The 25,807-nt window shown below is 71.9% G+C and carries 21 protein-coding genes; 16 read left to right on the forward strand and 5 right to left on the reverse strand.

What is annotated here, in order from left to right; translation table 11 throughout:
* Positions 1-16 precede the first annotated feature (16 nt).
* From ASF28_RS07105 to ASF28_RS07135, 7 genes are all read left to right on the forward strand, one after another.
* The gene (locus tag ASF28_RS07105) at positions 17-388 is read left to right on the forward strand and encodes a DUF2946 family protein (RefSeq protein WP_056089497.1); all 372 of its coding nucleotides are present in this window, start codon (positions 17-19) and stop codon (positions 386-388) included.
* Positions 389-429: 41 nt separating this feature from the next.
* The gene (locus ASF28_RS07110; protein ID WP_056089500.1) at positions 430-2,739 is read left to right on the forward strand and encodes a TonB-dependent receptor family protein; all 2,310 of its coding nucleotides are present in this window, start codon (positions 430-432) and stop codon (positions 2,737-2,739) included.
* A 253-nt stretch (positions 2,740-2,992) separates the two neighbouring features.
* The gene (locus ASF28_RS07115; RefSeq protein WP_056089503.1) at positions 2,993-3,655 is read left to right on the forward strand and encodes a 2Fe-2S iron-sulfur cluster-binding protein; all 663 of its coding nucleotides are present in this window, start codon (positions 2,993-2,995) and stop codon (positions 3,653-3,655) included.
* Positions 3,656-3,751: 96 nt separating this feature from the next.
* The gene (locus ASF28_RS07120; protein WP_056089505.1) at positions 3,752-4,729 is read left to right on the forward strand and encodes an FAD binding domain-containing protein; all 978 of its coding nucleotides are present in this window, start codon (positions 3,752-3,754) and stop codon (positions 4,727-4,729) included.
* A 53-nt stretch (positions 4,730-4,782) separates the two neighbouring features.
* Positions 4,783-7,011: a xanthine dehydrogenase family protein molybdopterin-binding subunit gene (locus tag ASF28_RS07125; RefSeq protein WP_056089508.1), complete on the forward strand. Its 2,229-nt coding sequence runs from the start codon at positions 4,783-4,785 to the stop codon at positions 7,009-7,011.
* Between the two features lie 249 nt (positions 7,012-7,260).
* Positions 7,261-7,851 (forward strand): TadE/TadG family type IV pilus assembly protein, encoded by a 591-nt coding sequence (locus tag ASF28_RS21545; RefSeq protein WP_162239985.1) that lies wholly within the window; start codon positions 7,261-7,263, stop codon positions 7,849-7,851.
* Between the two features lie 15 nt (positions 7,852-7,866).
* Positions 7,867-8,556, forward strand: coding sequence for a TadE/TadG family type IV pilus assembly protein (locus ASF28_RS07135; RefSeq protein ID WP_162239986.1), 690 nt, complete (start codon positions 7,867-7,869; stop codon positions 8,554-8,556).
* A gap of 43 nt (positions 8,557-8,599) precedes the next feature.
* Here the strand turns inward: ASF28_RS07135 and ASF28_RS07140 are convergent, their stop codons facing one another.
* Positions 8,600-10,363, reverse strand: a complete 1,764-nt coding sequence (locus ASF28_RS07140) for a pilus assembly protein (protein WP_244474915.1) — start codon at positions 10,361-10,363, stop codon at positions 8,600-8,602.
* Between the two features lie 249 nt (positions 10,364-10,612).
* Here ASF28_RS07140 and ASF28_RS07145 point away from each other — a divergent pair, with 249 nt between their 5' ends.
* The 4 genes from ASF28_RS07145 (at position 10,613) to ASF28_RS07160 (ending at position 13,391) form a co-directional block, all read left to right on the forward strand.
* Positions 10,613-10,801, forward strand: a complete 189-nt coding sequence (locus ASF28_RS07145; protein ID WP_056089516.1) for a DUF1289 domain-containing protein — start codon at positions 10,613-10,615, stop codon at positions 10,799-10,801.
* A 161-nt stretch (positions 10,802-10,962) separates the two neighbouring features.
* Entirely contained in the window at positions 10,963-11,352 is a 390-nt protein-coding gene (locus ASF28_RS07150) for a thioredoxin family protein (protein ID WP_056089519.1), read from the forward strand.
* A gap of 5 nt (positions 11,353-11,357) precedes the next feature.
* Entirely contained in the window at positions 11,358-12,077 is a 720-nt protein-coding gene (locus ASF28_RS07155) for a cytochrome c biogenesis CcdA family protein (protein WP_056089522.1), read from the forward strand.
* 387 nt (positions 12,078-12,464) lie between these two features.
* Positions 12,465-13,391, forward strand: a complete 927-nt coding sequence (locus ASF28_RS07160) for an alpha/beta hydrolase (RefSeq protein ID WP_443189712.1) — start codon at positions 12,465-12,467, stop codon at positions 13,389-13,391.
* A gap of 15 nt (positions 13,392-13,406) precedes the next feature.
* On the opposite strand, the gene ASF28_RS07165 is transcribed toward ASF28_RS07160, so the two are convergent.
* Together ASF28_RS07165 and ASF28_RS07170 are read right to left on the reverse strand one after the other, a co-directional pair.
* The gene (locus ASF28_RS07165) at positions 13,407-14,699 is read right to left on the reverse strand and encodes an NAD(P)/FAD-dependent oxidoreductase (protein WP_056089526.1); all 1,293 of its coding nucleotides are present in this window, start codon (positions 14,697-14,699) and stop codon (positions 13,407-13,409) included.
* A gap of 225 nt (positions 14,700-14,924) precedes the next feature.
* Positions 14,925-16,268 (reverse strand): dicarboxylate/amino acid:cation symporter, encoded by a 1,344-nt coding sequence (locus ASF28_RS07170; protein ID WP_056089529.1) that lies wholly within the window; start codon positions 16,266-16,268, stop codon positions 14,925-14,927.
* A gap of 309 nt (positions 16,269-16,577) precedes the next feature.
* On the opposite strand from ASF28_RS07170, the gene ASF28_RS07175 reads away from it, so the two are divergent.
* The 4 genes from ASF28_RS07175 to ASF28_RS07190 all read left to right on the forward strand — a co-directional run bounded on the left by ASF28_RS07175 (position 16,578) and on the right by ASF28_RS07190 (position 23,284).
* A complete protein-coding gene (locus ASF28_RS07175) occupies positions 16,578-18,476 on the forward strand; it encodes an ATP-binding protein (RefSeq protein WP_056089532.1) in 1,899 nt (632 codons plus the stop codon).
* Complete coding sequence (locus ASF28_RS07180) at positions 18,473-19,840, forward strand: sigma-54-dependent transcriptional regulator (protein ID WP_056089535.1); 1,368 nt, start codon at positions 18,473-18,475, stop codon at positions 19,838-19,840. The genes ASF28_RS07175 and ASF28_RS07180 overlap by 4 nt, the downstream gene beginning before the upstream one ends.
* Positions 19,841-20,312: 472 nt before the next feature.
* Positions 20,313-22,004, forward strand: a complete 1,692-nt coding sequence (locus ASF28_RS07185) for a methyl-accepting chemotaxis protein (RefSeq protein WP_056089538.1) — start codon at positions 20,313-20,315, stop codon at positions 22,002-22,004.
* 134 nt (positions 22,005-22,138) lie between these two features.
* Complete coding sequence (locus ASF28_RS07190; RefSeq protein ID WP_056089540.1) at positions 22,139-23,284, forward strand: aminotransferase class I/II-fold pyridoxal phosphate-dependent enzyme; 1,146 nt, start codon at positions 22,139-22,141, stop codon at positions 23,282-23,284.
* A gap of 4 nt (positions 23,285-23,288) precedes the next feature.
* Here ASF28_RS07190 and ASF28_RS07195 read toward each other — a convergent pair whose 3' ends face one another.
* Positions 23,289-23,969 carry a hypothetical protein gene (locus ASF28_RS07195; RefSeq protein WP_056089543.1) on the reverse strand — a complete coding sequence of 227 codons (681 nt, stop codon included), beginning with the start codon at positions 23,967-23,969 and terminating at the stop codon, positions 23,289-23,291.
* 10 nt (positions 23,970-23,979) lie between these two features.
* Positions 23,980-24,630, reverse strand: coding sequence for a hypothetical protein (locus ASF28_RS07200; RefSeq protein WP_056089546.1), 651 nt, complete (start codon positions 24,628-24,630; stop codon positions 23,980-23,982).
* Positions 24,631-24,748: 118 nt separating this feature from the next.
* Between ASF28_RS07200 and ASF28_RS07205 the strand changes: the two genes are divergently transcribed.
* Positions 24,749-25,702 carry a hypothetical protein gene (locus ASF28_RS07205; RefSeq protein ID WP_244474964.1) on the forward strand — a complete coding sequence of 318 codons (954 nt, stop codon included), beginning with the start codon at positions 24,749-24,751 and terminating at the stop codon, positions 25,700-25,702.
* Positions 25,703-25,807: the final 105 nt, after the last annotated feature.

Raw genomic sequence — 25,807 nt, forward strand, 5'->3', positions numbered from 1 at the left:
ACCGGGCGCGCCGCCCGTGTCTCCCGCCCCGATCCGGACCCGTCTCGGCATCGTCCTGGTGATCCTGGCCCTGTGGCTCCAGGCCCTGGCGCCGGGCGCGGCCCTGCGCCTGACCGCCCCCGATCCCATCACCGATGCCTTGGCCCACGCGATCATCTGCGGCCACGGCGCGCCGGCCCCCGTCGCGTCGGAGGACGGGCGGCCGAGCGCATGCGCGTCCTGCCCGTTCTGCGCCGGGATCGCGACCGCCCCCCTGGTCCCGGCCGGTCCGCAGGTGGCGCGCGCCGCCCGTTGGCACGCCGTGGCCTGGGCGACCCCGCCGCCGCCGCCTTCCCTGCGCCGGCCCCGCCCCGCCGGCCAGCCCCGCGCACCGCCCCGTCCGTCCTGATCCCGTCGCCCCTCCCCTTCGACCGATCGGACGCGTTTCCCATGGTGCTTGTCTTCCTCCCGAGGCGTCGCCTCGGCCCCCTCCTCGCCCTCCCCGTCGCCTGCCTGAGTTTCGGCGCGCGGGCGCAGGACGCGTCGAGCGTCACCCTCGACGAGGTCTCCGTCGTCGGCGACGGCCGGCCGGCCGGACGCGGCGGCTTCGGCGTCGCGTCCCTGCCGGGCTCGGCCCCGAGCGTCATCGAGACGCCCATCGGCCAGATCATCACCGCCATCGGCCGCGACGGCGCCATCGCCGACCGGCCGGCGACGAGCATCGGCTCCGTCCTGCTGGAGAGCCCCGGCGTCACCGTGCGCCAGGGCAACGGGGCGCGGGACGTCGTCATCTCCGTGCGCGGCAGCAACGCCCGCTCCACCGGGGTGACCAAGAACATGGTGGTGCTGGAGGACGGCTTCGTCCTGACCCAGCCCGACGGCGCCTCGCGCTTCGACCTCGTCGATCCGCGCGCCTATTCCCGCATCGACGTGTTCCGGGGGCCGCAATCGGCCCTGTTCGGCAACTACGCCACGGGCGGGGCCATCGCCTTCCGCACCCGGACGGGCCGCGAAATCGACGGCTACGAAATCGGCACGGACGCGGGCAGCTTCGGATATCTCAGCAACTACTTCACCGTCGGCGGCGCCAGCGGCCCGGTGGAGATCAGCCTGTTCGCCAGCGATGTCCGCGCCAACGGCTACCAGGAGCATTCGTCCTACGACACCCAGACCATCAACCTGCTGGCGAGCTACACCCCGACGCCGGACAACCGCTTCACCCTGAAGGTGATCAACAACGATCTCCACGCCGACATCCCGGCGCGGTCGTCCCTCAACCAGTACCGGATCAACCCGTACCAGCGCGGCTGCGCCTCGGCGGCGACGGCGGCGCCCGGCTGCACCACCTTCAGCTTCTTCCGCAACGGCGCCTTCGGCGCCACCGTGCCGGTGACGGCGGCCGAAGTCGGCCTGGAGCGCAAGGACCGGCGCACCATCGTGGCGGCCCGCTGGGAGCACGACGTCGATGCCGAGACCACGTGGCGCACGCAGGTGGGCTTCGACGAGCGCAACTACAACCAGCCGTTCTTCACCAGCTCCGGCCGGGGCAGCATCCCGTCCTACAACGTGATGAGCGACATCACCCACCGCTCGGAGCTGTTCGGGCTGCCGACGGTGAGCTACGCGGCGCTCTCCTTCAACGCCCTCGACGCCCACGCCACCACCTTCAACCTGCAGCCCCTGGCGGGGCCGACCCTCGGCGCCCTCATCGGCGACCAGGTGGCGCAGCAGTCGAACCTCGGCGGGCGGGCGCGCACGGAGATCGCCCTGTCGCCGGCCTGGACCGGCGTCGTGGGGATCAGCGCCGAGAACACCTGGATCACCGGGCAGAACCGCGCCTACGCCTACTCCGCCGCCGGCCGCACGACGACGCCGGCTTTGGCCGACCGCAGCTTCCTCAACGTCGCCCCCGAACTCGCCCTGGTCTATCGGCCGAGCACCGAATGGGCGTTCCGGGGCCGCGCCGCCACGGGCTACACCACCCCGGCGGCCGGCAACCTGTTCGTGACCCCGGCCGGCGTGCCGGGCAACAACACCGGGCTCCAGACCCAGGAGAATCTCGGCTTCGACCTCGGCACCGACTGGACCCCGTGGGAGGGCCTGCGCGTCAGCCTCACGGGCTTCTACGAGTTCTTCCGCAACGAACTCGTGTCGCAGAGCCCCGGCGCCGGGCTCCTGGCCTACACCTTCAACGCCCCGGCCTCGGAGCATCGCGGCGTCGAACTCGCCGCCGACTGGGCGTTCAGCCCCGGCTGGCGCGGCACCCTCGCCTACACGTTCGACGATCAGATCTACACGAACTACGTCGAGCAGCTCAGCGCCGGGAGCGTCACCGCCCGGTTCGACCGGGCCGGCCGGCTCATCCCCGGCGTGCCGGCCCACCAGCTCCTGGCCCGCCTCGGCTACGAGCAGGTCGGCGGCCCCCTCGCGGGGGTCGGCGGCTTCGTCGAGGTGGTGGCGCAGGACGGCTTCTTCATCGACAACGCCAACACCCTGAAGGCGCCGGGCTACGCCCTCGTCAACGCCAACGTCCACTACGTCACCGACCTGCCCGGCGGCTACGCCAAGCGCCTCAACCTCTACGTCGAGGGGCGCAACCTCCTCGACCGGACCTACGTGGCCTCGGCCCAGAACCTCGCCAACGGACTCAGCGCCACCACCGGCCTGCCCACGGGACCGGCGGCCCTGGCCGGCGTCACCGGCTCCGTCTATGCCGGCGCCCCGCGCACCGTCATGGCCGGGATGAAGCTCTCGTTCTGACGCCCGTACCCCGCGCCGCTTCGCGGCGCGGGCGAAGGGACCGGCCGGTCCCGATCGCGAGGACGTGACGGCCGCAACGGTCCGTGCGGCCGGTTGCGCCATCCCGGCGCACCTCCCCGAACGGATCGCAACGCGCCGGGCGCGCGTTCACCCCCCGAATTCGTAGTCATTCCAAACAGCGCACCCGCCGGTGAAAACCGGGGTCCGCGCCACGGCTGTCCGGCCGGTGGGAATGAACGCCGGGGATGCGTGCATGACCGAGAAGACCGAGACCGCCAGACTTTCGGGCCCCAGCCGGCGCAAGGTCATGGAGGGTTGCGCCGCCGTGGCCGCCTTCGGGGTGGCGGGTTTCGGCCGGCCGGCCTTCGCCGCGCCGGCGCCCGCCCCCGGCGATCCGGCGCCGGAGACCATGCCGGTGCGCCTCACCATCAACGGGCAGGACCGCGACCTCGTCCTCGACACCCGCACCACCCTCCTCGACGCCCTGCGCGAGCACCTCGACCTCAACGGCACCAAGAAGGGCTGCGACCACGGCCAGTGCGGCGCCTGCACGGTGCTGGTCGATGGCCGGCGCATCAATGCCTGCCTGACCCTCGCCGCCATGCACGAGGGCGACCACATCGAGACCATCGAGGGCCTGGCGAAGGGCGAGGCGCTGCACCCGCTCCAGGCCGCCTTCCTCGAACACGACGGCTACCAGTGCGGCTACTGCACGCCGGGCCAGATCTGCTCGGCCAAGGGCATGCTCGCCGAGGTCGAGGCCGGCTGGCCGAGCCATGCCAGCGCCGATCTCCTCGCCGCGCCGAAGCTCACCGAGGTCGAGATCCGCGAGCGCATGAGCGGCAACCTGTGCCGGTGCAGCGCCTACCCGAACATCGTCGCGGCCATCGGCGACGCCGCCGGGCGCCAGGGCTGAGTTAACCATGTTTCACGGGAAACACCGTCCCGGCCCGGCCCCTCGGGCGCGCGGCCGGGTCCTCCACGGGGCCACACCAGAACGGGCACCACGCCGATGAAAGCCTTCACGTATGCCCGGCCAAAAACCGTCGCGGAAGCGGCCGAGATGGCGGCGGCGAAGCCGAACACCCGCTTCATCGCCGGCGGCACCAACCTCCTCGACCTGATGAAGCTCCAGGTCGAGACGCCGGCTCACCTCGTCGACGTGAACCGCCTCGGCCTCGCCGAGGTCACCGAGACCGGCGACGGCGGCCTGCGCGTGGGCGCCCTGGTGCGGAACTCGGATCTCGCCGCCCATCCGCGCATCCGCAAGGATTACGCGGTGCTGTCGCGGGCCCTCCTGGCCGGGGCCTCGGGCCAGCTCCGCAACAAGGCGACCACCGCCGGCAACCTGCTGCAGCGCACCCGCTGCCCGTATTTCTACGACACCACCCAGGCCTGCAACAAACGGGCGCCGGGGTCCGGCTGCGCCGCCATCGGCGGGTTCACCCGCATCCACGCGGTGCTGGGGGCGAGCGACGCCTGCATCGCCACCAACCCATCCGACATGGCCGTGGCCCTGCGGGCCCTCGACGCCGCCGTCGAGACCGTGGACGCCAAGGGCGCGGAGCGCACGATCCCGCTTGCCGAGTTCCACCGCCTGCCCGGCGACACGCCGCAGATCGAGACCGCCCTGAAGCCCGGCGAACTCGTCACCGCCGTGACCCTGGGCAAGCCGGTTCCCGGCGCGCACCTCTACCGCAAGGTCCGCGACCGGGCCTCCTACGCCTTCGCGATCATCTCCGTGGCGGCGGTGATCGACAAGGGACCGGACGGCAAAGTCCGCGCGGCCCGCCTCGCCTTCGGCGGCCTCGCCCACAAGCCGTGGCGGGTGCCGGCGGCCGAGGCGGCCCTCGTCGCCTCGAACGGCGATGCCGACGCCGCCGCCGACGCGGTGCTGGCGGGGGCGAAGGGTCAGGGCACCAACGACTTCAAGATCCCCCTGACCCGTCGGACCCTGCGCGCCGTCGTCGCCGAAGCCCTCGGGGCCTGACGCCGTCCGAGCCCGCCGCGACGCCAAATCCCGAAAGAATCAGGAACCGTCCGATGGACATGAACCAGCCGATCGGCCGCACCCCCCTCGACGACAAGCCCGACGGCCTGCTGGGCAAGCCCATCGACCGGATCGAGGGCCGTCTCAAGGTGACGGGCGCGGCGCCCTACGCCTACGAGACCCGTGAGCTCAAGAACCCCGCCTACGGCGCCCTCGTCGAGGCCGGAATCGCCAAGGGCCGCCTCCGCAGCCTCGACGTCGCTGCGGCCCGCGCCATGCCGGGCGTGCTCCACGTCATGACCCACGAGAACGTGCCGCCCCAGGGCGAGAAGAAGGAGCAGGTGTCACCCGTCCTGACGGGAACCGAAATCCGGCATCACGGCCAGCCCATCGCCTTCGTGGTGGCCGAGACCTTCGAGCAGGCCCGCGCCGCCGCCGCCACGATCAAGGCCGAGTACGCGAAGGAGACCGGCGCCTACGACCTGCGCGCCGGCATGGCGGGCGCGCAGGTGCCCAAACAGATGCAGAGCCCGCCGGATTCGGCGCTGGGCGATTTCGAAGGCGCCTTCGCCAAGGCCGCCGTGCAGGTGGATGTCGAGTACACCACCCCGGTCCAGACCCACGCGATGATGGAGCCGCACGCCACCATCGCCTCCTGGGAGGGCGACCACGTCACCCTGTTCACGGCGAACCAGATGCTGAACCGTGGACAGGTGTCCCTCGCCTCGGTGTTCGGCCTGCCGCCGGAGAACGTGCGCCTCGTCAGCCGCTACATCGGCGGCGGCTTCGGCGGCAAGCTCCAGCCCCAGGCCGACGCGATCTTCGCGGCCCTCGGCTCCAAGGCCGTGGGCCGTCCCGTCAAGGTGGCGTTGACCCGCCAGCAGGAGTTCCACGTCACCACCCGGCGCTCGGACACGATCCAGCGCCTGCGCCTCGGCGCCGGACCGGACGGCAAACTCGTCGCCATCGGCCACGAATCCTGGTCCGACACCACGCCGGGCGACGGGTTCTACGAGACCTCGGCCAACGCGACGCGCTCCCTCTATGCCGCGCCGAACCGGATGACGAAGCATCGCCTCGCCACCCTCAACCTGCCGCTCGCCTCGGCCATGCGCGCGCCAGGCGAGGCGGTGGGCATGCTGGCGCTGGAATGCGCCGTGGACGAACTCGCCGAGCAGCTGAAGATCGATCCCGTCGAGCTGCGCATCCGCAACGAGCCGACACAGGACCCAGAGAAGGGCGTGCCGTTCTCCACCCGCCAGCTCGTGCCGTGCCTGCGCGAGGGCGCGGCCCGCTTCGGCTGGGACAGGCGCCGCGCCGCCGGCACGACGCGGGACGGGCAGTGGCTTGTCGGCATGGGCGTCTCGGCCGCCGCCCGCCTCAACCCGCTGATGGCGTCCTCCGCCGCCATCCGTCTCGAGGGCGACGGCACCGTCACCGTCCGCATGGCGATGACCGACATCGGCACCGGCACCTACACGATCCTGGCGCAGATCGCCGGCGAGATGCTCGGCCTTCCCGTGGAGCGGGTCCGGGTCGAGCTCGGCGACACCCGCTTCCCGAAGGCCGCCGGCTCCGGCGGCTCGTTCGGCGCGGGCAGCGCCGGCTCGGCCCTCTACGTCGCCTGCGAGTCCCTGCGGGCGAAGATCGTGGCGGCGGCCGGTCTCGGGCCCGAGGAGGCCCGCTTCGAGCAGGGACGCGTCGTCTCGGGAAACCGCTCGGAGAGCCTCGCCGACATCGCCGGGCGCCGCGGCGACATCGAGGCGACGGGCGAGATCAAGCCCGGCACCATGAAGGAGGCGTTCTCGCAATACTCCTACGGCGCGCACTTCGCCGAAGTCGGCGTCGATGCCGATACGGGCGAGGTCCGCCTGCGGCGCATGCTCGGGGTGTTCACCGGCGGACGCATCCTCAACGCGAAGACGGCACGCTCGCAGGCCATCGGCGGCATGGTGTTCGGCGTCGGCGCGGCCCTGATGGAGGAAGTGGTCGTCGACCCGCGCACGGGCCACTTCGTCAATCACGATCTCGCCGAGTACCACGTGCCGGCGCATGCCGACATTCCGGCCATCGACGCGGTGTTCCTGCCCGAACTCGACGACAAGGCCAATCCGCTCAAAAGCAAGGGCTTGGGCGAACTCGGCATCTGCGGCGCCGGGGCGGCGCTCGCCAACGCCGTCTACAACGCCACCGGCGTGCGGATTCGCGACTACCCCCTCACCCTCGACAAGGTTCTGCGCGGCCTGGAGACCCGGGATCGCGCCCCGGCGCGCCCGACCTGACGCATCCGGACCGGATGTCCCCAAGACGTCGTCGGGACTCGCGGCGCGAAGTCCATGCCGTTGCGACACGCGGCGATGAGTCGGGCCGAACGGAGTCTTTGCCGACACGCACTCGAAGACCGTCCCGGGCGGGCAATCCTGTGCAGTGTTTCCGGGCGGGCCCGCAACGCAACAGGTTCGAAAGGAGGATGCGGCAGGAGTGTCGCGTGCGCGCGCCCTCGCGGCGCATCCCACAAGGCCCGACGCCCCATGGCCCCCTCGCCCCTGCCCCCTCGCCGGGCGCTCACACCCCGTGCCCTCGCCGCCCGGTTCCGGCACGCGCGGGAGGGCGCCACGGTGGTGGAATTCGCCATCCTGGCGTTTCCGTTCCTGGCACTGATCACCGGCATCATCGACATGTCGATGCTGTTCTGGGCGAGCCAGACCCTCGACGATGCCCTCGCCGACGCCTCGCGCACGATCCAGACGGGGCAGTTCCAGAGCGTGAATTCCGGCGTCGCCGATCCCGCGCTGGTTCTGGAGAACCTGCGCAAGCAGCTCTGCCAGGTGAACGGCGCCGACCGCTGGACCCTGTTCAAGTGCGCGGAGGTGAAGCTGGAGGTCCGGGTCTTCGCCTCCATGGCGGCGGGCACGGGCACCAACCCCGTCGACCCCTCCACCGGCGACTGGTCGAAGGGGTTCGGCACGGCCTACGCGAACGCCCAGGCGAGCACCATCGTGGTGGTCCAGGCGGCGGTGAAGTACCCGACCTTCACCATCATGTTTCCCATGACCCCGACATTCCGGGACGGATCGCGCCTGCTGCAATCCGTCCAGGTCTTTCGCACCGAGCCGTTCTGAGCCGTGGAGGCCCGCGTGACCCGCTTATCCCCGGAGGCTGCCGTGACCGCGCCGGTCTCCGCCGACCCGGCCCCGTCGGGCGTCCTCGGCCGTTTCCGGCGCGCCCAGGGCGGCGTCGCGGCCATCGAGTTCGCCCTCATCGCGCCGGTGCTGCTGCTCATGTATGTCGGCGGCTGCGAACTCGCCCGGGCGGCGATGGCCCAGCGGCGCACCAGCCTGCTCGCCCGGACCGTGGCCGACCTCACCGCCCTCGGCGACACGACCTCGCCCATGGCGCGGGCCACCATGAACGACATCCTGGCGGCGTCCCGCCTCGTCTACAATCCGTTCGATGCGACCCAGGCCGTCATCCGGGTCGCCGCCATCGGCATCTACATGCAGGGCACGACGCGCACGGTGCGGATCTGCTCCAGCGACGGCTCGCCGAGCACGGCCAAATGGCCGGTCGGCGTCGCGCCGACGGGCCTGACGATCCCGGCCAACTACAACCGTCACGGCATGCGCCTCGTCGTGGCCCAGGTCACGATGCCGTACTCGCCGGTCCTCGGCGCCGCCTACGCCACCTTCACCGGCGCCAGCACGGGCGCGTTTCCCCTGGCCGATACGGTGGTCTGGCCCACCCGCCAGGGCAAGGCCGTCACCACCGGCGCCGACGACGAGGTGGTCCTGCCGGCGGGCGTCGCCTGCCCGGCGACGTCGAGTTGAGGGGGCGGGTCCCCGGGTCGAGGGGGGCGTGCCGCCGGCCGGATCAGCGGACGATGCGCAGCTTGCCGATGCTCTTGGCGATGTCGTCGAAGGCCGCGATCAGGGCGGTGGACGAGTTGGCGACGTAGGCCTGGGCCGGCACCGTGGCGCAGTCCCGCAGGAGATTGATACCCGCCTGGTCGATGGGGTCGTTCGGCACGCTGAAGCCGATGGTGAACACCGCGATGTTGCGCGCCTTGGCGTTGGTGCAGGCCTCGCGCGTGAGGGCGTCGAGGGCGTCCCGCGCCTGGGCGTCGGAGGCCGGACTGGCCGTGCCGGTGACGAGGCGCCCGGCGAGGGCCGAACTGCCCGAGACCTTGGTTCCGTTGCCGTTGGTGATGTAGCCCATGGAGCCGAACAGGGAATCGTTGATGTTGCGGAAATCGAAACCGCTCGATGCGGCGATAGTCGCGTTGGTGTTCCATGAATTGAAACCATCGGTCATGAGGACGATGACCTTGCGGACCGTCGTGTCGTTGTAGGCCACGCCCTGGCCGAAAACGCTGAGAGGCGAAATCGTCCGCCAAGCCCACATAAAGCCCTCGAAGATATTGGTGCTGCCCAATGGACCGAGACCATCGATGAGAGACTTCAGCTTCGCTGTATCGTTGGTCAGCGTCTGCAGCGGTTTGCTCGTGCAGCCGAAATTCGGCCCGTTGGGGATGCCGACGTCATTGTACGTCGTGACGGAATAGCGCGTCGATTTGTAGTATTTGCAGGCACGCATCTCCGCCTCCGGGGCGGTCATCGTCTTGGCCTCGCAACCCGGCTCGTTCGTATAATCCTCCAGATAACTGTTGAGTTGATATTGCACTGAAGGATTCATTTTTGTGTAACGCGACGCCGTCTTGGGTAAGTTATTGGCTGAGTCGTTCTGGACGTACGTCATGTCCTGGGAGGTACCCGCCGGCTCGTCGGGCGCGAACATCGGCACGAAGTAGCTGTCGGGATTGCCCGAGGTCGGCGCCGCGTCCTGCACATTCAGGGGATAGGGCAGCGTCTCCAGGCATCCGGCCCAGCCCCAGGTCGAGTCGAGCTTCTTGAGCTGGGCGAAGATGTCGAGGCGGTTCTTGATGGCCGCCTTGACGGTGGCGTTGGCGGCGGAAAAATCGACGTTGGTCCAGTGGTAGGCGGATTTCGGGGCCGACGACCCGTCGATCCAGGCCGTCGCGGCGCCGTAGGTATTGGGATCCACGGCTACACCACTGGCGAACGGCACGATGGAGATCCTGGTCTGCGGGCTGAAGGCGGGCTTGGTGTAGACGTAATCGACGAACTTCTTGGCCGCGTCCTGGGCGGCGGCCATCTTCGTGCCCGAGCCGCCGGCCTTGTTCATCGAGCCCGTGGTGTCCAACGCGATGGCGATCTCGAAGGTCTGAGCCATGGGCGTCGCGCATTGCGACGAGGCGGAGACATCGATGGTGTTGATGCGCAGGAGGCGGGCGAAGGCGGTGGTGTAGGTGGCGGTGGCCTTCACCAGGATCGTGCGCGGGTTCGCCCCGATGGTCAGCGGTGTCGTCAGGGTCGCCACCGGCATGTAGGAGGCGATGAGCTTCGTCGCCTGATCCTCCAGGGCGGCGCTCGTCGTGGTCGTGGTGGTCTGACACAGGCTCAGGGCCGTCCCATCGACGGCGTTCTGCAACCGGGCACGCATGGCCGAGGCCCGGCCGTAATCGATCCCGGTACCGGCGAGGAACATCAGCGGCACGAAGCTCAGGCCGAAGATGATCGCGATATTTCCGCGCCTGTCGCTGAGAAATCGACTCATGAGGGACATCGTTCGGACCTTGATCGACATCCGGCGACACCCATCAGGTTTTGCTTAACGTTCGGTGATCACCGGCGGCCACCAGCCCGATGCCGCCCTGGATCGACACCATTGCCCGCCACTCGGGTCCCGCAGCACGGCACCGGCCGGGAACGGGCCCGTCGCGCGCGGCGCGCCTACGCGGCGCGGTCGCGATGCCCTATGACCGGGTCCGGGGCGTCCGCCCCATGGTGGAGGCCGGACGGAGCCATGCGCAAGAACGATCCCTGCATCGCCGTCTGCCGGTTCGACGGGCGGACGGGCTGGTGCGTGGGCTGCGGCCGGACGATCCCGGAGATCCGCGCCTGGACGAAGCTGACGCCGTTCCGCCGCACGGCCCTCCTGCGCGATCTGCCGGCCCGGGTCCGGAAGGTTCAGGACGCCCCCCGGGAGGATTGATCCCGTCTCCGCTTCCCCGAGGCGGACTTCGTCCGACGCCGCCGCGCCTTCAACTCTTCGGGTGCGGGGCGCTCCGTCACAGACAGGCGCGCCGCAATCCCCTAAGCCTGCCTCGAGGGCCGCGCCGACCGAACGGGGGTGAAAGGCTCGGAGGAACACCCATGATGCTGCGCCGCGCGCTCCTCGGCCTCGCCGCCCTCCTCCCCCTGGCGCTCGCAGGGCCCGCGCGCGCCGAACCGATTCCCTTCGACGCGGACGCCTTCGCGGCGGCGCAGAAGGCGGGGCGCCCGATCCTCGTCGAGGTCAGCGCGCCGTGGTGCCCGATCTGCAAGGCCCAGAAGCCGATCCTGGCCAGGCTCGCCCAGGACCCGCGCTTCAAGGACCTCGTGATCTTCGACATCGATTTCGACAGCCGCAAGGACGTCCTGCGCCGCTTCGACGCCCGCATGCAGAGCACGCTCATCGCCTTCAAGGGCGCGACCGAGACCGGACGCTCCGTCGGCGAGACCCAGCCCGAATGGATCGAGGGGCTGGTGGAGAAGACGCTCTAGCGCCGATGGCCGCCACCCTCGGCCTCGCCTTTCTGGCGGGCCTGCTCTCGGTGCTGTCGCCCTGCGTGCTGCCGCTCCTGCCCCTGGTCCTTGGGGCGGCGGCGAGCGAGCATCGCCTCGGGCCGGCGGCCCTGGCGGGCGGGCTCGCCCTGGCGTTCGTCGCCATCGGGCTGTTCGTCGCCACCATCGGCTTCACCCTCGACCTCGACACGGCGGTATTCCGCATGGGCGCGGCCGTCCTGCTCGTGGCGATCGGCCTCGTCCTGATGCTGCCCGCCGCCCAGACCCGCCTGGCCGTCGCCGCCGGCCCGTTGAGCGACCGGGCGCGGGCGCGGTTCGGCGGGGCCTCGACCACCGGGCTCGGCGGCCAGTTCGGCGTCGGCCTGCTCCTCGGCGCCGTGTGGAGCCCCTGCGTCGGGCCGACCCTCGGGGCCGCCTCGCTCCTCGCCGCGCAGGGGCGCGACCTCGCCGCCGTGGCCCTCACCATGGTGCTGTTCGGCCTCGGAGCCGGCCTGCCCCTGGTGCTGCTGGGCACCCTGTCCCGCGCGACGCTGATGGGGTGGCGCGGCCGGATGATGGGGCTGGGCCGGGGCCTCAAGGCGGTCCTCGGCCTGATCCTGCTCGCGACCGGCCTCGCGATCCTCACGGGCCTCGACAAGGGCCTGGAGACCGCCCTGGTCGAGGCCTCGCCCGCCTGGCTCACCGCCCTGACCACGCGGTTCTGAATGTTTCCCACGACCCCGCCGCCGTACTCGACGGAAGAACGGCGGTGTTTCGTGAGGCGCTCCGATCCCCGTTGCGGCGGGTGGCGCCGTGCGTCACCCTGAGCCGTCCGCCCCTCCGGCGGTCGGGAGAAACCGATGCGCAAGACATCGAAATCAGAGACATCGAAATCAGAGACATCGAAATCAGAGACATCCACGCCCACGACTTCGAAGACACCGACGAAACGCCAGATCCTGCACGGCTTCGCCGCCCTCGGGGCCGCCGCGTGGTCCACGGGGCAGGCTCCGCACGCCTCGGCTTCCGAGGGCAAGGGCTCTGAAGGCGGCAGCGCAAAGGCCGGGGCCCTCGCGACGGACTCCTTCCGGGTTCCGACGGAGGACCCCGCCGTGTCCCTCTACGTCCGCAACAAGCGCCCGGCGGGCATGACGGCGTTCCCGGCCGACAGGATCCTGCTCTACGTCCACGGCGCGACCTACCCGGCCTCGACCTCGTTCGACCTGCCCCTCAACGGGCTCTCGATGATGGACTACCTCGCCGGCCAGGGCTTCGACGTCTACCTCGTCGATCTGCCGGGCTACGGCTTCTCCGACCGGCCGCACCAGATGAGCGCCCCCGCCGGGGACAACAAGCCGTTCCTGCGCACGGTCGAGTCCGCCCGCGCCGTGGGCCTCGCCGTCGAGGCCATCCTCAAGCGCCGGGGCGTGGACAAGCTCAACCTCATGGGCTGGTCGTGGGGCACCTCGACCATGGGGCTCTACACGTCGGAGAACAACGCCAAGGTGAACCGGCTGGTGCTCTACGCGCCGCAATGGCTCGCCACGGCGCCGCTGAACCTCGGCAACACCGGCCCGCTCGGCGCCTACCGCACCGTGTCGCGGGACAGCGCGAAGGAGCGCTGGCTCAAGGGCGTGCCCGAGGACAAGAAGGCCGGCCTCATCCCGCCCGGCTGGTTCGAGCAATGGGCCGACGCGACCTTCGCGACGGACACGGTGGGGGCGGCCCGGACCCCGCCGGTCCTGCGCGCGCCCAACGGCATCCTCGCCGATTCCCAGGATTACTGGCAGGCCGGCAAGCCGCTCTACGACCCCGGCCTGATCCGGGTGCCGACCCTGGTGATCCACGCGGAATGGGACGCCGACCTGCCGAGCTATCAGGCGCAGGGGTATTTCACCAAGCTCACCGCCGCGCCCTACAAGCGCTTCGTCGAGCTCGGCGAGGGCACCCACACGGTGATGATGGAGAAGAACCGCATGCAGTTCTTCCGCGCCGTGGCGGCCTTCCTCGAAGAAGAGAACCCGACCGCCCTCGAATGAGACCCTGGGACAACCCTACAAGCGCGGCCAGCGCAGCAGGCGCTCGGGGGAGAAGGGCTCCAGGGGCAGGCGCGGGGGCCGGCCGGTGGCGAGGTCGGCGACGATCTGGCCGGTGACCGGTCCCGTCGACAGGCCGATATGGCCGTGCCCGAATGCGAAGATCAGGCCCGGATGCCGCGGCGCCCGGCCGATCACCGGCAGGCCGTCGGGGGTGGACGGGCGGGCCCCGAGCCAGGGCTGGTTGTCGAGGGGGCCGCCGAGGCGCAGGGTGCCCATGGCCTCCCGCGCGGCCGCCTCGATCTGGATGTGATCGGGCGGCGCGTCGCGGGCGTCGAGCTCGACGCCGGACAGGACCCGCACCCGGGCCTCGCCCATGGGCGCCAGGATCGAGCCCGCCCCCGTGTCGAGGATGGGCCGGGTCAGGGGCGGGCTGTCGGGATGCAGGGCGTAGTGGCGGTGGTAGCCGCGCTCGGCCGCGAAGGCGAAGCGGTAGCCCAAGGGCCGGGCGATGTCGGCCGACGCCGCCCCCGCCGCGAGGACGACTTGGCGGGCGAAGACCGGTCCGGCCTCGACGTCGATGCGCCAGCCCTCCGCCTCCGGCGCGAGGCCGCGGGTCGCGGCGCGGATCGTGCGGCCGCCGAGGCCGGCGAACAGGGCGGCGCAGGCCTCGACCAGGGCGCCCGGATCGCCGACGCTGCCCGTCTCCGGCAGGAGCATGGCCCGGGCGAACGGGCGCACCAGGGCCGGTTCGAGGTCGCGCAGGCCCGGCCCGTCGAGGAGGTCCATCGCCACGCCGTGCTCGGCCAGGATCGCCCGCTCCAGGGCGGCCGCGGCAAAGGCTTCGTCCGTCCGGTAGGCCTTGATCCAGCCCGTGCGCTTCAGGAGATGCGTCGTGCCGGCCCGGGCGGCGAGGCGCTCGTGCTCGGTATAGGCGGCGCTGGTGAGGGGCAGGAGCGCCCCCGCGGCCCGGCGCCAGGCCGAGGTGCGGGCGGCGGCGAGGAAGTGCACGGTCCAGGGCAGCACCCGCGGGAGATGGGTGTAGCGCAGGCGCAAGGCCCGGTCGGCGTTGCGCAGGTAGGCCGGCAGCTTGCCCCACAGGGCCGGCCCGGCCATGGGCAGGATCGAGCCGCGGCTGATCACGCCGGCATTGCCGAACGAGGTCCGGGCCCGGGCCTCCCCCGGATCGAGGAGGACCACGTCGAGGCCGCGCTCCCGCAGGGCGATGGCCGAGGCGAGGCCGACCATGCCGCCCCCGATCACCGCGACGTCGCAGGAGTCCCCGGCGGTCGTTGCGTGCTGCTCACTCATGCGACGGCATCGTTCCCATTCCGGATGAAGGCGCAGGCCGCGGGCCCCTCGGGGCCGGCGCCATGCAAGACCGCGGCCTCCTATCGCGGGCGCGGGGGCCGGGGACAAGGCCACCTGAGCACGCACGACCGCCCCGGCCCGCCCGCGTCGGCAAAGGCCCACGAAAAAACCCTCCGGCGCGGGGCGCCGAAGGGTCGAGGACCGGTCAGACCGGACAATGCTGGGTTACTCGGCCGCCTGGAGGACGGGCAGCTCGGAATCGAGGGGCATCGGGTTGCCGCCGAGCGCCGCCGCGAGCTTGACGTCGTCGACCTCGCCCTCCCAGCGGGCGACGACGATGCAGGCCACCGCGTTGCCGATGAAGTTGGTCAGCGCGCGGCACTCGGACATGAAGCGGTCGACGCCGAGGATGAGCGCCATGCCCACCACCGGCACGGAGGGGACCACCGCGAGGGTCGCCGCCAGGGTGATGAAGCCCGAGCCGGTGACGCCGGCCGCCCCCTTGGAGGACAGCATCGCCACGAGGAGCAGGAGGCCCTGCTCGCCGTAGGTCAGCGGCGTGTCCGTGGCCTGGGCGATGAACAAAGCCGCCATGGTCATGTAGATGTTGGTGCCGTCGAGGTTGAACGAGTAGCCCGTGGGCACGACGAGGCCGACGACGGGCTTCGAGCAGCCGGCGCGCTCCATCTTCTCCAGCAGCGAGGGCAGCGCGGATTCGGACGACGAGGTGCCGAGCACCAGCAGCAGCTCTTCCTTGATGTAGCGGATGAGCTTGAGGATCGAGAAGCCGTTGTAGCGCGCCACCAGGCCGAGGACGCCGAGCACGAAGATCGCCGAGGTCAGGTAGAACGCGCCGACGAGGTAGGCGAGGTTGGCGAGCGACGCGATGCCGTACTTGCCGATGGTGAAGGCCATGGCGCCGAAGGCGCCGATGGGGGCGACCTTCATGATGATGTTGACGACGCCGAAGATGGCCTCCGACAGCACCTTGATGATGTCGAGCACCGGCTTGCCGCGGTCGCCCAGGAACGCGAGGCCGAAGCCGAACAGCACCGAGAAGAACAGCACCTGCAGGATCTCGCCGCCCGCGAACGCCCCCACCGCCGTCGACGGGATGATGTTCATGAGGAAGTCGGTGATCGTCTGCGTCTTCGCCTTGTCGGCGTACATGGCGATCGACTTCGGATCGAGGGATTTGGGATCGATGTGCATCCCTGAGCCCGGCTGGACGAGGTTCGCCACGATCAACCCGACGATGAGGGCCAGGGTCGAGAAGGTGATGAAGTAGATGAGCGCCTTGCCGCCGACGCGGCCGACCTTCTCGAGGTTGGTCATGCCGGCGATGCCGGAGACCACCGTGAGGAAGATCACCGGCGCGATGATCATCTTGACGAGCTTGATGAAGGCGTCACCGAGCGGCTTCATGTCCGCGCCGACCTGCGGGTAGAAGTGGCCCAGGGTGATGCCGATGGCGACGGCGACGAGGACCTGGAAGTACAGGGTCCGGTACAGGGGCTTGGGCTTGGCGGGCGGATGCGGGGCGGTGAGCGGTGATGGTACGGCAGCCATGGGGGCGTTCTCCCGGTTCGACGTTGCGGGTGTCGGTTGGGAGGCGGGGTTGGCCCCGGCTCCGTCCGATCCTGGTGTTGGCCGGCGGGTCTCTCCCCCCGGTACCCAGCCCTGCCGTGGATGCAGGCCTGCGTTTCGCTTACCGAATGGCAACCGGCATGCCAGCCCGGGAACCAATCTAATATTTCGTTAACACGTTGATTCGAGGCCGATTTTTCCGATGCCGCCCGCCCGATCGCCCGACCCCGATCCGAGAACCCGCACCCGGCCGGAGAAAGCCGTGCGGAAATCCGCACGCCGCCACGCCCGATGAGGACGGCCCCTCCCGATCCCGCCACGCCCCGTCCGGGGCGGCGGCGGGGCCTCGTCCTCGTGGCGAGCCTCGCCGCGATGCTCCTGGCCGCCTGGATCGCCGGGCGGGCGGCCGAGCGCTGGGCGCTGGCAGACCTGCGCCGCACGGCGCACGCGACCCTGGCGCTCCAGGTCGCGGCGCTCCAGGCCGAGATGCAGAAGCAGGCCTCCCTGCCGCTGGCCCTGGCGGCGGACCCGGAGATCGCGGCGGTGGCGGGCGCGTCCCTGTCGCAGGACCTCGTCGAACGGGTGAACCGGCGCCTCGCCCAGGTGGCGGCGGCCACGGGGGCGGCGGTGATCTACGTCATCCGCCCCGACGGCATCACCGTGGCGGCGAGCAACGCCGGGGCCGAGCGCAGCTTCGTCGGCCGGGACTACGCCTTCCGGCCGTATTTCCGGCAGGCGGTGGCCACGGGCGCCGGATCGCAGTTCGCGCTGGGCACCGTCAGCGGCCGGGCCGGTCTCTACCTCTCGCGAAAGATCGCCGGCACCGGCGGCGTCGTGGTGGTCAAGATCGAGTTCGACGGGGTCGAGGCCGCGTGGCGGGCGGGCGGCGACGGGGTGTTCGTGGCCGATTCCCGCGGCATCGTCCTCGTGGCGAGCGATCCGGCCTGGCACTTCTCGACCCTGCGCCGCATCGACGAGGACGAGCGCCGCCGCATCCGCGAGGCCCTGGAATTCGGGGCGGCGCCCCTGGCCGAGATGCCGCTCCATCCCATTCCGGGCGCCCCCGACCGCGTGCGGGTCGGCCGGGGCGCGTCACCGGCGCGGCCGGCCCTGGCCCTCGACGCCGCGATCCCGGGGACGGACTGGCGGCTCCACACCCTGACGCCGCTGGGCGGCGCGGTGGAGCGCGAGCGGGTGCAGGCCTGGATCATCGCCGCCCTCGTCACCGGCCTCGCCTGCCTCGGGCTCGCCACCCTGGCCGACCGGCGCCGGCACCAGCGCCGGCGCCTCGCCGAGGCCTCGGCCCGCCGGGAGGAGCTCGAGGCTTGCGTGCGCGAGCGGACCCGGGAGCTCACGGACGCCAACCGGATGCTGCGCCTCGAGATCGAGGAGCGCCGGCGGGCGGAGGCCGAGCGCGAGCGCGTCGAAGCCGAGCGCGCGCGGATCGAAGCCGAGCGCGAGCGCCTGGGCCGCGAACTCGCCCAGGCCGGCCGCCTCGCGGCCCTCGGCCAGTTCGCCGCCAGCATGGCCCACGAGATCAACCAGCCGCTGGCCGCCATCCGCGCCTACGCCGACAACGCCGCGATCCTGATGCAGCGCGGCCGCACCGCGGAGGCGGCCGAGAACACCGTCGCCATCGGCCGGCTCACGGACCGCATCGGCGGCCTCACCCGCCAGTTGAAGGGCTTCGCGAGGCGGGCCTCGCCCCGGCGCGAGCCGGTGCCCCTGGACGCGATCCTGCGCAACGGCCTCGAACTGGTGGAGGCGCGCGCCCGCGGCGCCGGCATCCCCGTCGTGGTCGAGGTCCCCCGCACCGACCTCCACGTCCTCGGCGACGGGCCGCGCCTGGAACAGGTGCTGGTCAACCTGCTGCAGAACGCCCTCGACGCCGTCGCCGGCCGCCCCGACCCGAGGGTGACCCTCCGGGTGAGCGAGGACGGCGACCGCGTCGGGATCGCGGTGCACGACACCGGCCCGGGCCTGCCCGAGGCCTTGCGTGCGCAGGTGTTCGATGCCTTCTTCACCACCAAGACGGACGGCCTCGGCCTCGGCCTCGCCATCGCCCGCGGCATCGCCGAGGATTGCGGGGGCAGCCTGACGGCGGGCGACGATCCGGCGGGGGGCGCCGTCTTCCGCCTGGATCTCGCCGGGGCGACCAGGACGGCCGGGCACGGGGAGGCGGGGCGTTGAGCGAGGCAGCGGAGGGGCGGCCGTCGCCCGAGCGGGTGGTCTTCATCGACGACGAGGCGGATGTCCGCCGGGCCAACCGCCAGAGCCTCGAACTCGACGGCTTCACCGTCGAGACCTTCGGGGCCGCCGGGCCGGCCCTGGCCGCGATCCTGGCCGATCCGCCCGGCCTCGTGGTCACGGACGTGCGCCTGCCGGACCTCGACGGCGTCGCCCTGTTCGCGCGCCTGCGCGCCCTCGACCCCGATCTCCCCGTCATCCTCATCACCGGCCACGGCGACATCCGCATGGCGGTGGGCGCCATGCGCGACGGGGCCTACGATTTCCTCGCCAAGCCCTACCCGGCCGAGGCCCTGATGGCGTCGGCGCGCCGGGCCCTGGAGCGGCGGCGCCTCGTCCTCGAGAATCGGGCCCTGCGGGCGACCCTCGACGCGGCGGTGGAGGAGGACCCCGCCTTCCTCGGGGTCTCCCCCGAGATGGTGCGCCTGCGCGGCCTCGTGCGCGAGGTGGCGAACGCCGATGTCGACGTGCTCGTGTTCGGCGAGACCGGCTCGGGCAAGGAGGTGGTGGCGAGCGCCCTGCACCGCTGGAGCCGGCGGGCGCGGCGCAACTTCGTGGCGATGAATTGCGGGGCGCTGCCCGACAGCGTCGTCGAGAGCGAGCTGTTCGGCCACGAGGCCGGGGCCTTCACCGGCGCCCTCAAGCGCCGGGTCGGGCGCATCGAGCACGCGCAGGGCGGCACCCTGTTCCTCGACGAAATCGAGAGCATGCCGCTCAACCTGCAGGTGAAGCTCCTGCGCGTCCTGCAGGAGCGGGTCGTGGAGCCCCTCGGCACCAATGAAATCCGCGCCATCGACATGCGGGTGGTGGCGGCCACCAAGGTCGATCTCGGCCAGGCGGCGGCCCAGGGCACGTTTCGCGACGATCTCTATCACCGGCTCAACGTCATCACGATCCAGATCCCGCCCCTGCGCGACCGGCGCGAGGACGTGATGCTGCTGTTCCAGGAGTTCCTGACCCGGGCCGCCGCCCGCTTCGGCCGCGAGGCGCCCCCGGTCACGCCGGCCGTGCGCGAGTACCTGCGCCGCCACGACTGGCCCGGCAACGTGCGCGAACTCGGCCACTTCGCCGAACGCCACGCCCTCGGTCTCGGCCGGCCCGAGGCGGCCCCGCCCGGGGCCGCCGGGACCGCCACCCTCGGGACCCTCGCCGAGCAGGTCGACCGGTTCGAGCGCGGCCTCATCCGCGAGGAACTGTTCATGGCCGGCGGCGACGTGCGCCTCGCCGCCGAATCCCTCGGCACCCCGCGAAAGACCCTCTACGACAAGATCGCCCGCCACGGCCTCACCCCGACGGATTACCGCTAGGTCCGCCCGCCGGGACGCGGACGCTTCCACGCCCTCGGCCGAGACCGCACCCGCCGCGAGGGCGTGGAAGCGGCGTCCTGCGAAATCCGTGCGCCGCGTGAGGAGTCCGGAAACACCGGCCGCCACTGTTCCGCGCCGTGCTTCAGGCCGTGTGTTGCCGAGGCGGCGTCCTGGTTCAGATCATGTCTTGGTCCAGCCGCGATCCTCGCTGTCATGAAACCGTCAAGACTCGCCCAGTGATTGCTGGTCTTCGGTTCGATGCCACAACCGCCCCAGTGCTTTCGAGCACACGCCTCGACGCTATGAATTTTTCCAGTCGCGCGGAAATATGCCGCCTAAATTACCCAATCAGCGACTGAATACGACCTGAATGACAACTGTATATTTTTAGATCTAATTAATCGAAATTTCATTCGACAAGAATAAAGATTTCCTGTGGTTGCTGCGACGCCGTACCCGAAGGGCCCTGTTCATGAAAGCTTTCAACAATCTCGGTCTTCTAGCAAAGATCGCCATTCCCCTGGTCTTCATGGCGCTGGTCGCGGCCGGCCTCGTCGCCTATGCTCGATCGGCACTGACGACACTCGCCCATGAGACGCGGGAGATCGCGCAAGTCCAGGCGGCGCGCCAGGCCCACATCCTGAACATGCAGGTTTCCATGACCGAAGCGGCGGTGCAGAACCGCAATACGCTGGTCGAGGCCGATCTGTCGAAGATGTCCGGCTATCAGGCCAAGCAGGCCGCCGCCATCGCGGCGAGCTACGCGGCGATGGACCGCCTCGTCGCCCTCGAGGATTCGGCGGAGCGGACGGCGGCCAACAAGAGCCTGCGCGCCGGACTCACGACCTATTACACCGTGCTCGACCGCTCGACCGCCCTCGGCGCGAAGGGCGAATCGGCGGCCGGCATGAAGATTTCCCAGGAGGAAGCGGCCCCCCAGCGCGCGAAGATCCGGGAGGAGGCCGAGCGCCGCGGCGCCATCATCGAGCAGCAGCTCAAGGCGGCGTCCAACGACGCGGAACACCTCGCGGCCTCGTCGACGACCCTCCTCATCGTGTCGGCGACCGGCGGCCTGCTGGCGGCCATGGGCCTGGCCGCCGCCATCGTCGTGCTGGGGGTGTCGCGGCCGATCGGCCACATGACGGCATCCATGGGCCGGCTCGCCCACGGCGACCTCGACATCGCCGTCGAAGGCGTCGAGCGCAAGGACGAGGTCGGCCTGCTCGCCCGCTCCCTCGAAGTGTTCAAGGTCAACGCCGTGACGGCACGCCGCCTCGCCGCCGAGCAGGAGGCGGAGAACGACGCCAAGATGCGCCGCGCCGAAGTCCTGGACGGCCTGACCAAGCGCTTCGAATCCAACGTCTCCGCCCTGACGCAGGGCCTGGCGGGCGCGGCCACGGAGATGGAGGCCACGGCGCAGTCGATGTCCGCCACCGCCGAGCAGGCGATCCACCAGGCGGTGTCCGTGGCGGGTGCCGCCGAGCAGACCTCCGCCAACGTCCAGACGGTGGCCGCGGCCAGCGAGGAGATGTCGGTCTCGATCCAGGAGATCGTCAGCCAGGTCACGCAATCCTCCGCCATCGCGGCCCAGGCCGTGGCGGACACGCGCCGGACCGAGACCACGGTGCAGACCCTGGCCGCCGTCGCCGACAGCATCACCGACGTGGTCGCCATGATCACGACCATCGCCGGGCAGACCAACCTGCTGGCGCTGAACGCCACCATCGAGGCGGCGCGGGCCGGCGAGGCGGGCCGGGGCTTCGCCGTCGTCGCCACCGAGGTGAAGGAACTCGCCGGCCAGACGGCCCGGGCCACCGAGGAGATCCGCGCGAAGATCGGCGAGATCCAGGGCGCCACGGGCGAGGTCGTCGCCGATATCGGGCGGATCGGCCGGACCATCGCGGACATGTCCAACTACTCCGCCGGCATCGCCGCCGCCATGGAGGAGCAGGGTGCCGCCACCCGCGAGATCGCCCGCAACGTCCAGGAGGCCGCCCAGGGCACCCAGGACGTCACGAGCAACATCGAGCACGTCCGCGTCGGCGCGGGCACCACGGGCGCCGCCGCCACCCAGGTCCTCGGCGCGGCCAAGGAGCTCTCCCGCTACTCCGAAAGCCTCGGCCACGAGGTCGAGCGCTTCCTGTCCGGCGTGAAGGCGGCCTGACCGTCCGCGCCCGAGACCGCCCTCATCAGGGTCCCGCCGCATCTGCGAAGATGCGGCGGGCTTTTTTACGAGAGCGCGGGGGCGGTGCCGCGCCGTCCCTTGACAAGCCGGGGGATCGGGGCGCCATCGGCCCGATGCCAGGACCCGCCGACACACCCAGCCTCGAAGCCTTCGCCCGGAGCGGCCTCGCCGCCCTCGACGCCGGGGCCCTGCGAAGGCGCCTCGTCGAGACGGCGCGGGGGCCCGCGGCCGGGGCGACGCGGGCGGGCCGCGCCCTGGTGTCGTTCTCGTGCAACGACTATCTCGGCCTGGCCAACGACCCGAGGGTGATCGCCGCCGGACAGGCGGCCCTGGCGCGCTACGGCGCCGGGGCGGGGGCCTCGCGCCTCGTCACCGGCAACCACCCGCCCCTGGCCGCCCTCGAAGCGCGGCTCGCCGCCCACAAGGGGACGGCGGCGGCCCTCGTGTTCGGCAGCGGCTACCTCGCCAACCTCGGCATCGTGCCGGCGCTCGCGGGCGCCGGCGACCTCGTCCTCGTCGACGCGCTGGGCCATTCCTGCCTGTTCTCCGGCGCGCAGCTGTCCGGCGCGACGATGCTGCGGTTCCGCCACAACGACCTCGACCACCTGCGAACGATCCTGGCGGCGCGGCGCGGCCGGCACGAACGGGTGCTGATCCTCACCGAGCGGGTGTTCAGCATGGACGGCGACCGGGCGCCCCTGTCCGAGATCCTGAGCTTGGCCGCCGAATACGACGCCTGGACCCTGGTGGACGACGCCCACGGCCTCGGGGTGGTGGAGCCGCAGGCTCGCGCCCCCCTCGAGATGGGCACCCTGTCGAAGACGCTGGGCTCCTACGGCGGCTACCTCTGCGCGTCCCGCGCCGTCGTCGACCTCCTGACCAGCCGGGCCCGCAGCTTCGTCTACACCACCGGCCTGCCGCCGGCCTCGGTGGCGGCGGCGCTGGCGGCCCTGGAGATCGTGGAGGCCGAGCCCGACCGCGCCGCCCGGCCCCTGGCCCTCGCCCGTCGCTTCACCGCCCGCCTCGGCCTGCCCGAGGCCCAAAGCCCCATCGTGCCGATCCATGTGGGCGAGGCGCCCGCGGCGCTGGCCCTGTCGGCGTCCCTCGAAGCGCGGGGCTTCCTCGTCGTCGCCATCCGGCCGCCCACGGTGCCGGCCGGCACCGCCCGCCTGCGGGTGGCGTTCTCGGCCGCCCACGGCGAGGCGCAGGTGGACGGGCTGGCGGACGCGATCCTGGCCCTGCGCGGCGCCGGGACCTGAGGGTTCAGGCGCCGTCCCACGCCGCCCGGACCGGGCCGGTGGCGGTGTCCGGCTTTGCATCGCCGATGAAGATCACCACCGGGCCATGCTCCGCCCGGCGCGGATCGTAGAAGTCGAGGAGGTCCGGGTGGCGCCGCTGGAAGAAATCCGGCCGGAGCCCCTCGCGGCGCAGGAGGTGGTCGATGACGACCTGATCGCCGTGGACGGCATTGGGGACGGGGCCGCAGGAGCCGGGCGCCATCCAGCGCTCGGGCTCGGCCGCGAAGGCCGCGTAGAGACAATCCAGGTCGCCCGCCAGGTCGCCCGCCAGGTCGCCCGCCAAGTCTCCCGCCTCCCAGCGCAGGAGGGCGCTGGAGACGCGGCCCGCGTGGAAATAGTCCTCCATGGCGGAAAGGCCCGGCTCGGCCAGGGCGTCGGCCGGCCCGGTGAGGACGGTGTCGAGGTCGCAGAGCAGGGTCGGGCCTTCCGTGAGGCCGGGGCGGAACGCCTCCATCTTCGCCCACCACGCCGGCCAGTCGTGCCGCAGGGGCACCCGCTCCACGCCGGCGACGGCAAGGGGCAGGTCCGTGAGGCAGACGATCCGGTGGAAGGCCGGGGCGTGGCGGCGCACGCCCCGGGCGAGGCGCTCGACCCAGGTCGCATCGTAGCGGCCACCGCCCTTCAGGACGGTGATGAGCGTGGTCATGGGACGGGACTCATCCGTTGGGGGAATGCAGCCGGAGCCGCCCGGCCGCCTCGGAGTCTGCGAACCAGGCACGCTCGGCCGCCCAGGGGTGGCCGGGCCAGCCGGCGAAGCCGAAGCCGTAGGCGTCCACCGGGCCGGATCGCGGCGGCCGCCCGAGGAGGAGCGCCAGGGTCACGAGTAAGCCGGTGCTCGGGTTCGGCCGCCCCTCCGTGCGGGCGGCGAGCCGGCGCCGGGCCTCGGCGTGCAGGGATTCGGGCAGGATGTGGACCGGCCTGCCGAGGGGGCGCAGCAGGGCCAGGGCCTCGCGGGTCCAGCACGTCTGCTCGGGGACGTTGTGCGCCGCCGGCAGCATGGGGAACGGCAGGATGAAGGCCTCGGCGCGCCGGACCACAGGCCGGTCGAGGAAGTGCGGATCGGCGAGCCATTCGCGCATCTGCCCGCCGCGGTTGACCAGGGCGAGGTGGGTGACCCGCGCGCCCGTGCGGCCGCCGAAGCCCGGCGCGTTGTTGAAGCGCACGACGGCGGGCGCCGCATCGATGGCGGCGGCGGCGGCGAGGTCCGGCGCGTTGCCGACGATGCTGAGGCGGGCATCCGTAACCGGAAGCCGGTCGTCCGCGCAGGGAGGGTCGTCCGGGCAAGGCGAGTCGACCTGGGCGGGCATTTGCGGCAGGGGTTCGAGGAAGGGCGGAGGTATGGCGCCGGCCCCGCGCGGCAAGGGCCGGTCACGACAGGAGACGCCGTTGCCGATCCCGCGCCGATGCTTCGTCTGCGCCGCCGACATGCTGGGGCCGAGCGCCCGGCGCCTCGCCTATCCGGACGGGCGGACGCGCGCCTTTCCCCTCGCCTGCGCCGCCTGCGGCGTCCTGCTGGAGCCGGGCACCGATCCCGTCCGGGCCCGCGCGCACCTCGCGGCGGCCCTCGCCGGCCCGGCCTTCCTGTCCGATCCGGACGCACCCTACGGCCTGGACCCCTACACCCTGCGCAGTGCCGCGACGGGGTTCGGCCGCGGGGTTCGCCCGCTCACCGACGACGATCGCCACGACCTGCGCCATCCCCACGGCGAACGGGCCGCGCGGGCGGCGCTCTACGACCTCGATGCGGCCGAGGGGCGGCCCGTCTCCCTCGGCCTGCTGTGCCGCCCGGCCGACCTCAACGCCGTCCTGGCGGCCGTGGCCCCGCACGCGGCCTGGACCGACGACGTCGCGATCCTCCTCGACGCCCCGGCGGCCCCGCCCGGCGCGGTGCCGGCGCCGGGCTTTCCCCCCGGCGCGGTGCGGGTGGGCGCCCGGCCCCTGGCGGGCGATTTCGCCGCGCAGCGCAACGCCCTCCAGGACCGCGCCCGCCATCCCTGGATGCTGCAGCTCGACGCCGACGAGGCCCTCGATCCGGGCGCCGGCCGGCTGCTGCCGGCCCTCGCCGCCCTGGCGGAGGCGGGCGACGTCGTCTCCATCGGGCTGCCGCGCCGGAACCGCGTCGACGGCATCCTCTCGGACGTCTACCCGGACGTGCAGTACCGGCTGAACCACCGCGCCGTGCGCTATGCCGGCCGCGTCCACGAGCGGCCCCGCCTCGACGGCGGCTGGCCGCGCGGCTTCATCGCCCTGCACGGGGCGATCGAGCACGGCTTGAGCCGCGGCCATGTCCTGGCCCGCTCGCGGCGCTACGAGGCCCTCGATCCCGGCCGGGGCCGGACCGAGGAGGAAGCCGCCCTGCTGCGCCCCTACCGCGACTGAGACTCCCGGATTCCAAAGGTCGAGACCTTTGGCGGGTGCAGGGCGGAGCCCTGCGGTCAACGCCGATCCCGAGACCCCGCCAAAGGGCCTCGGCCCTTTGGAAGC

This window comes from Methylobacterium sp. Leaf99 (assembly GCF_001422375.1).
Taxonomy (GTDB): domain Bacteria; phylum Pseudomonadota; class Alphaproteobacteria; order Rhizobiales; family Beijerinckiaceae; genus Methylobacterium.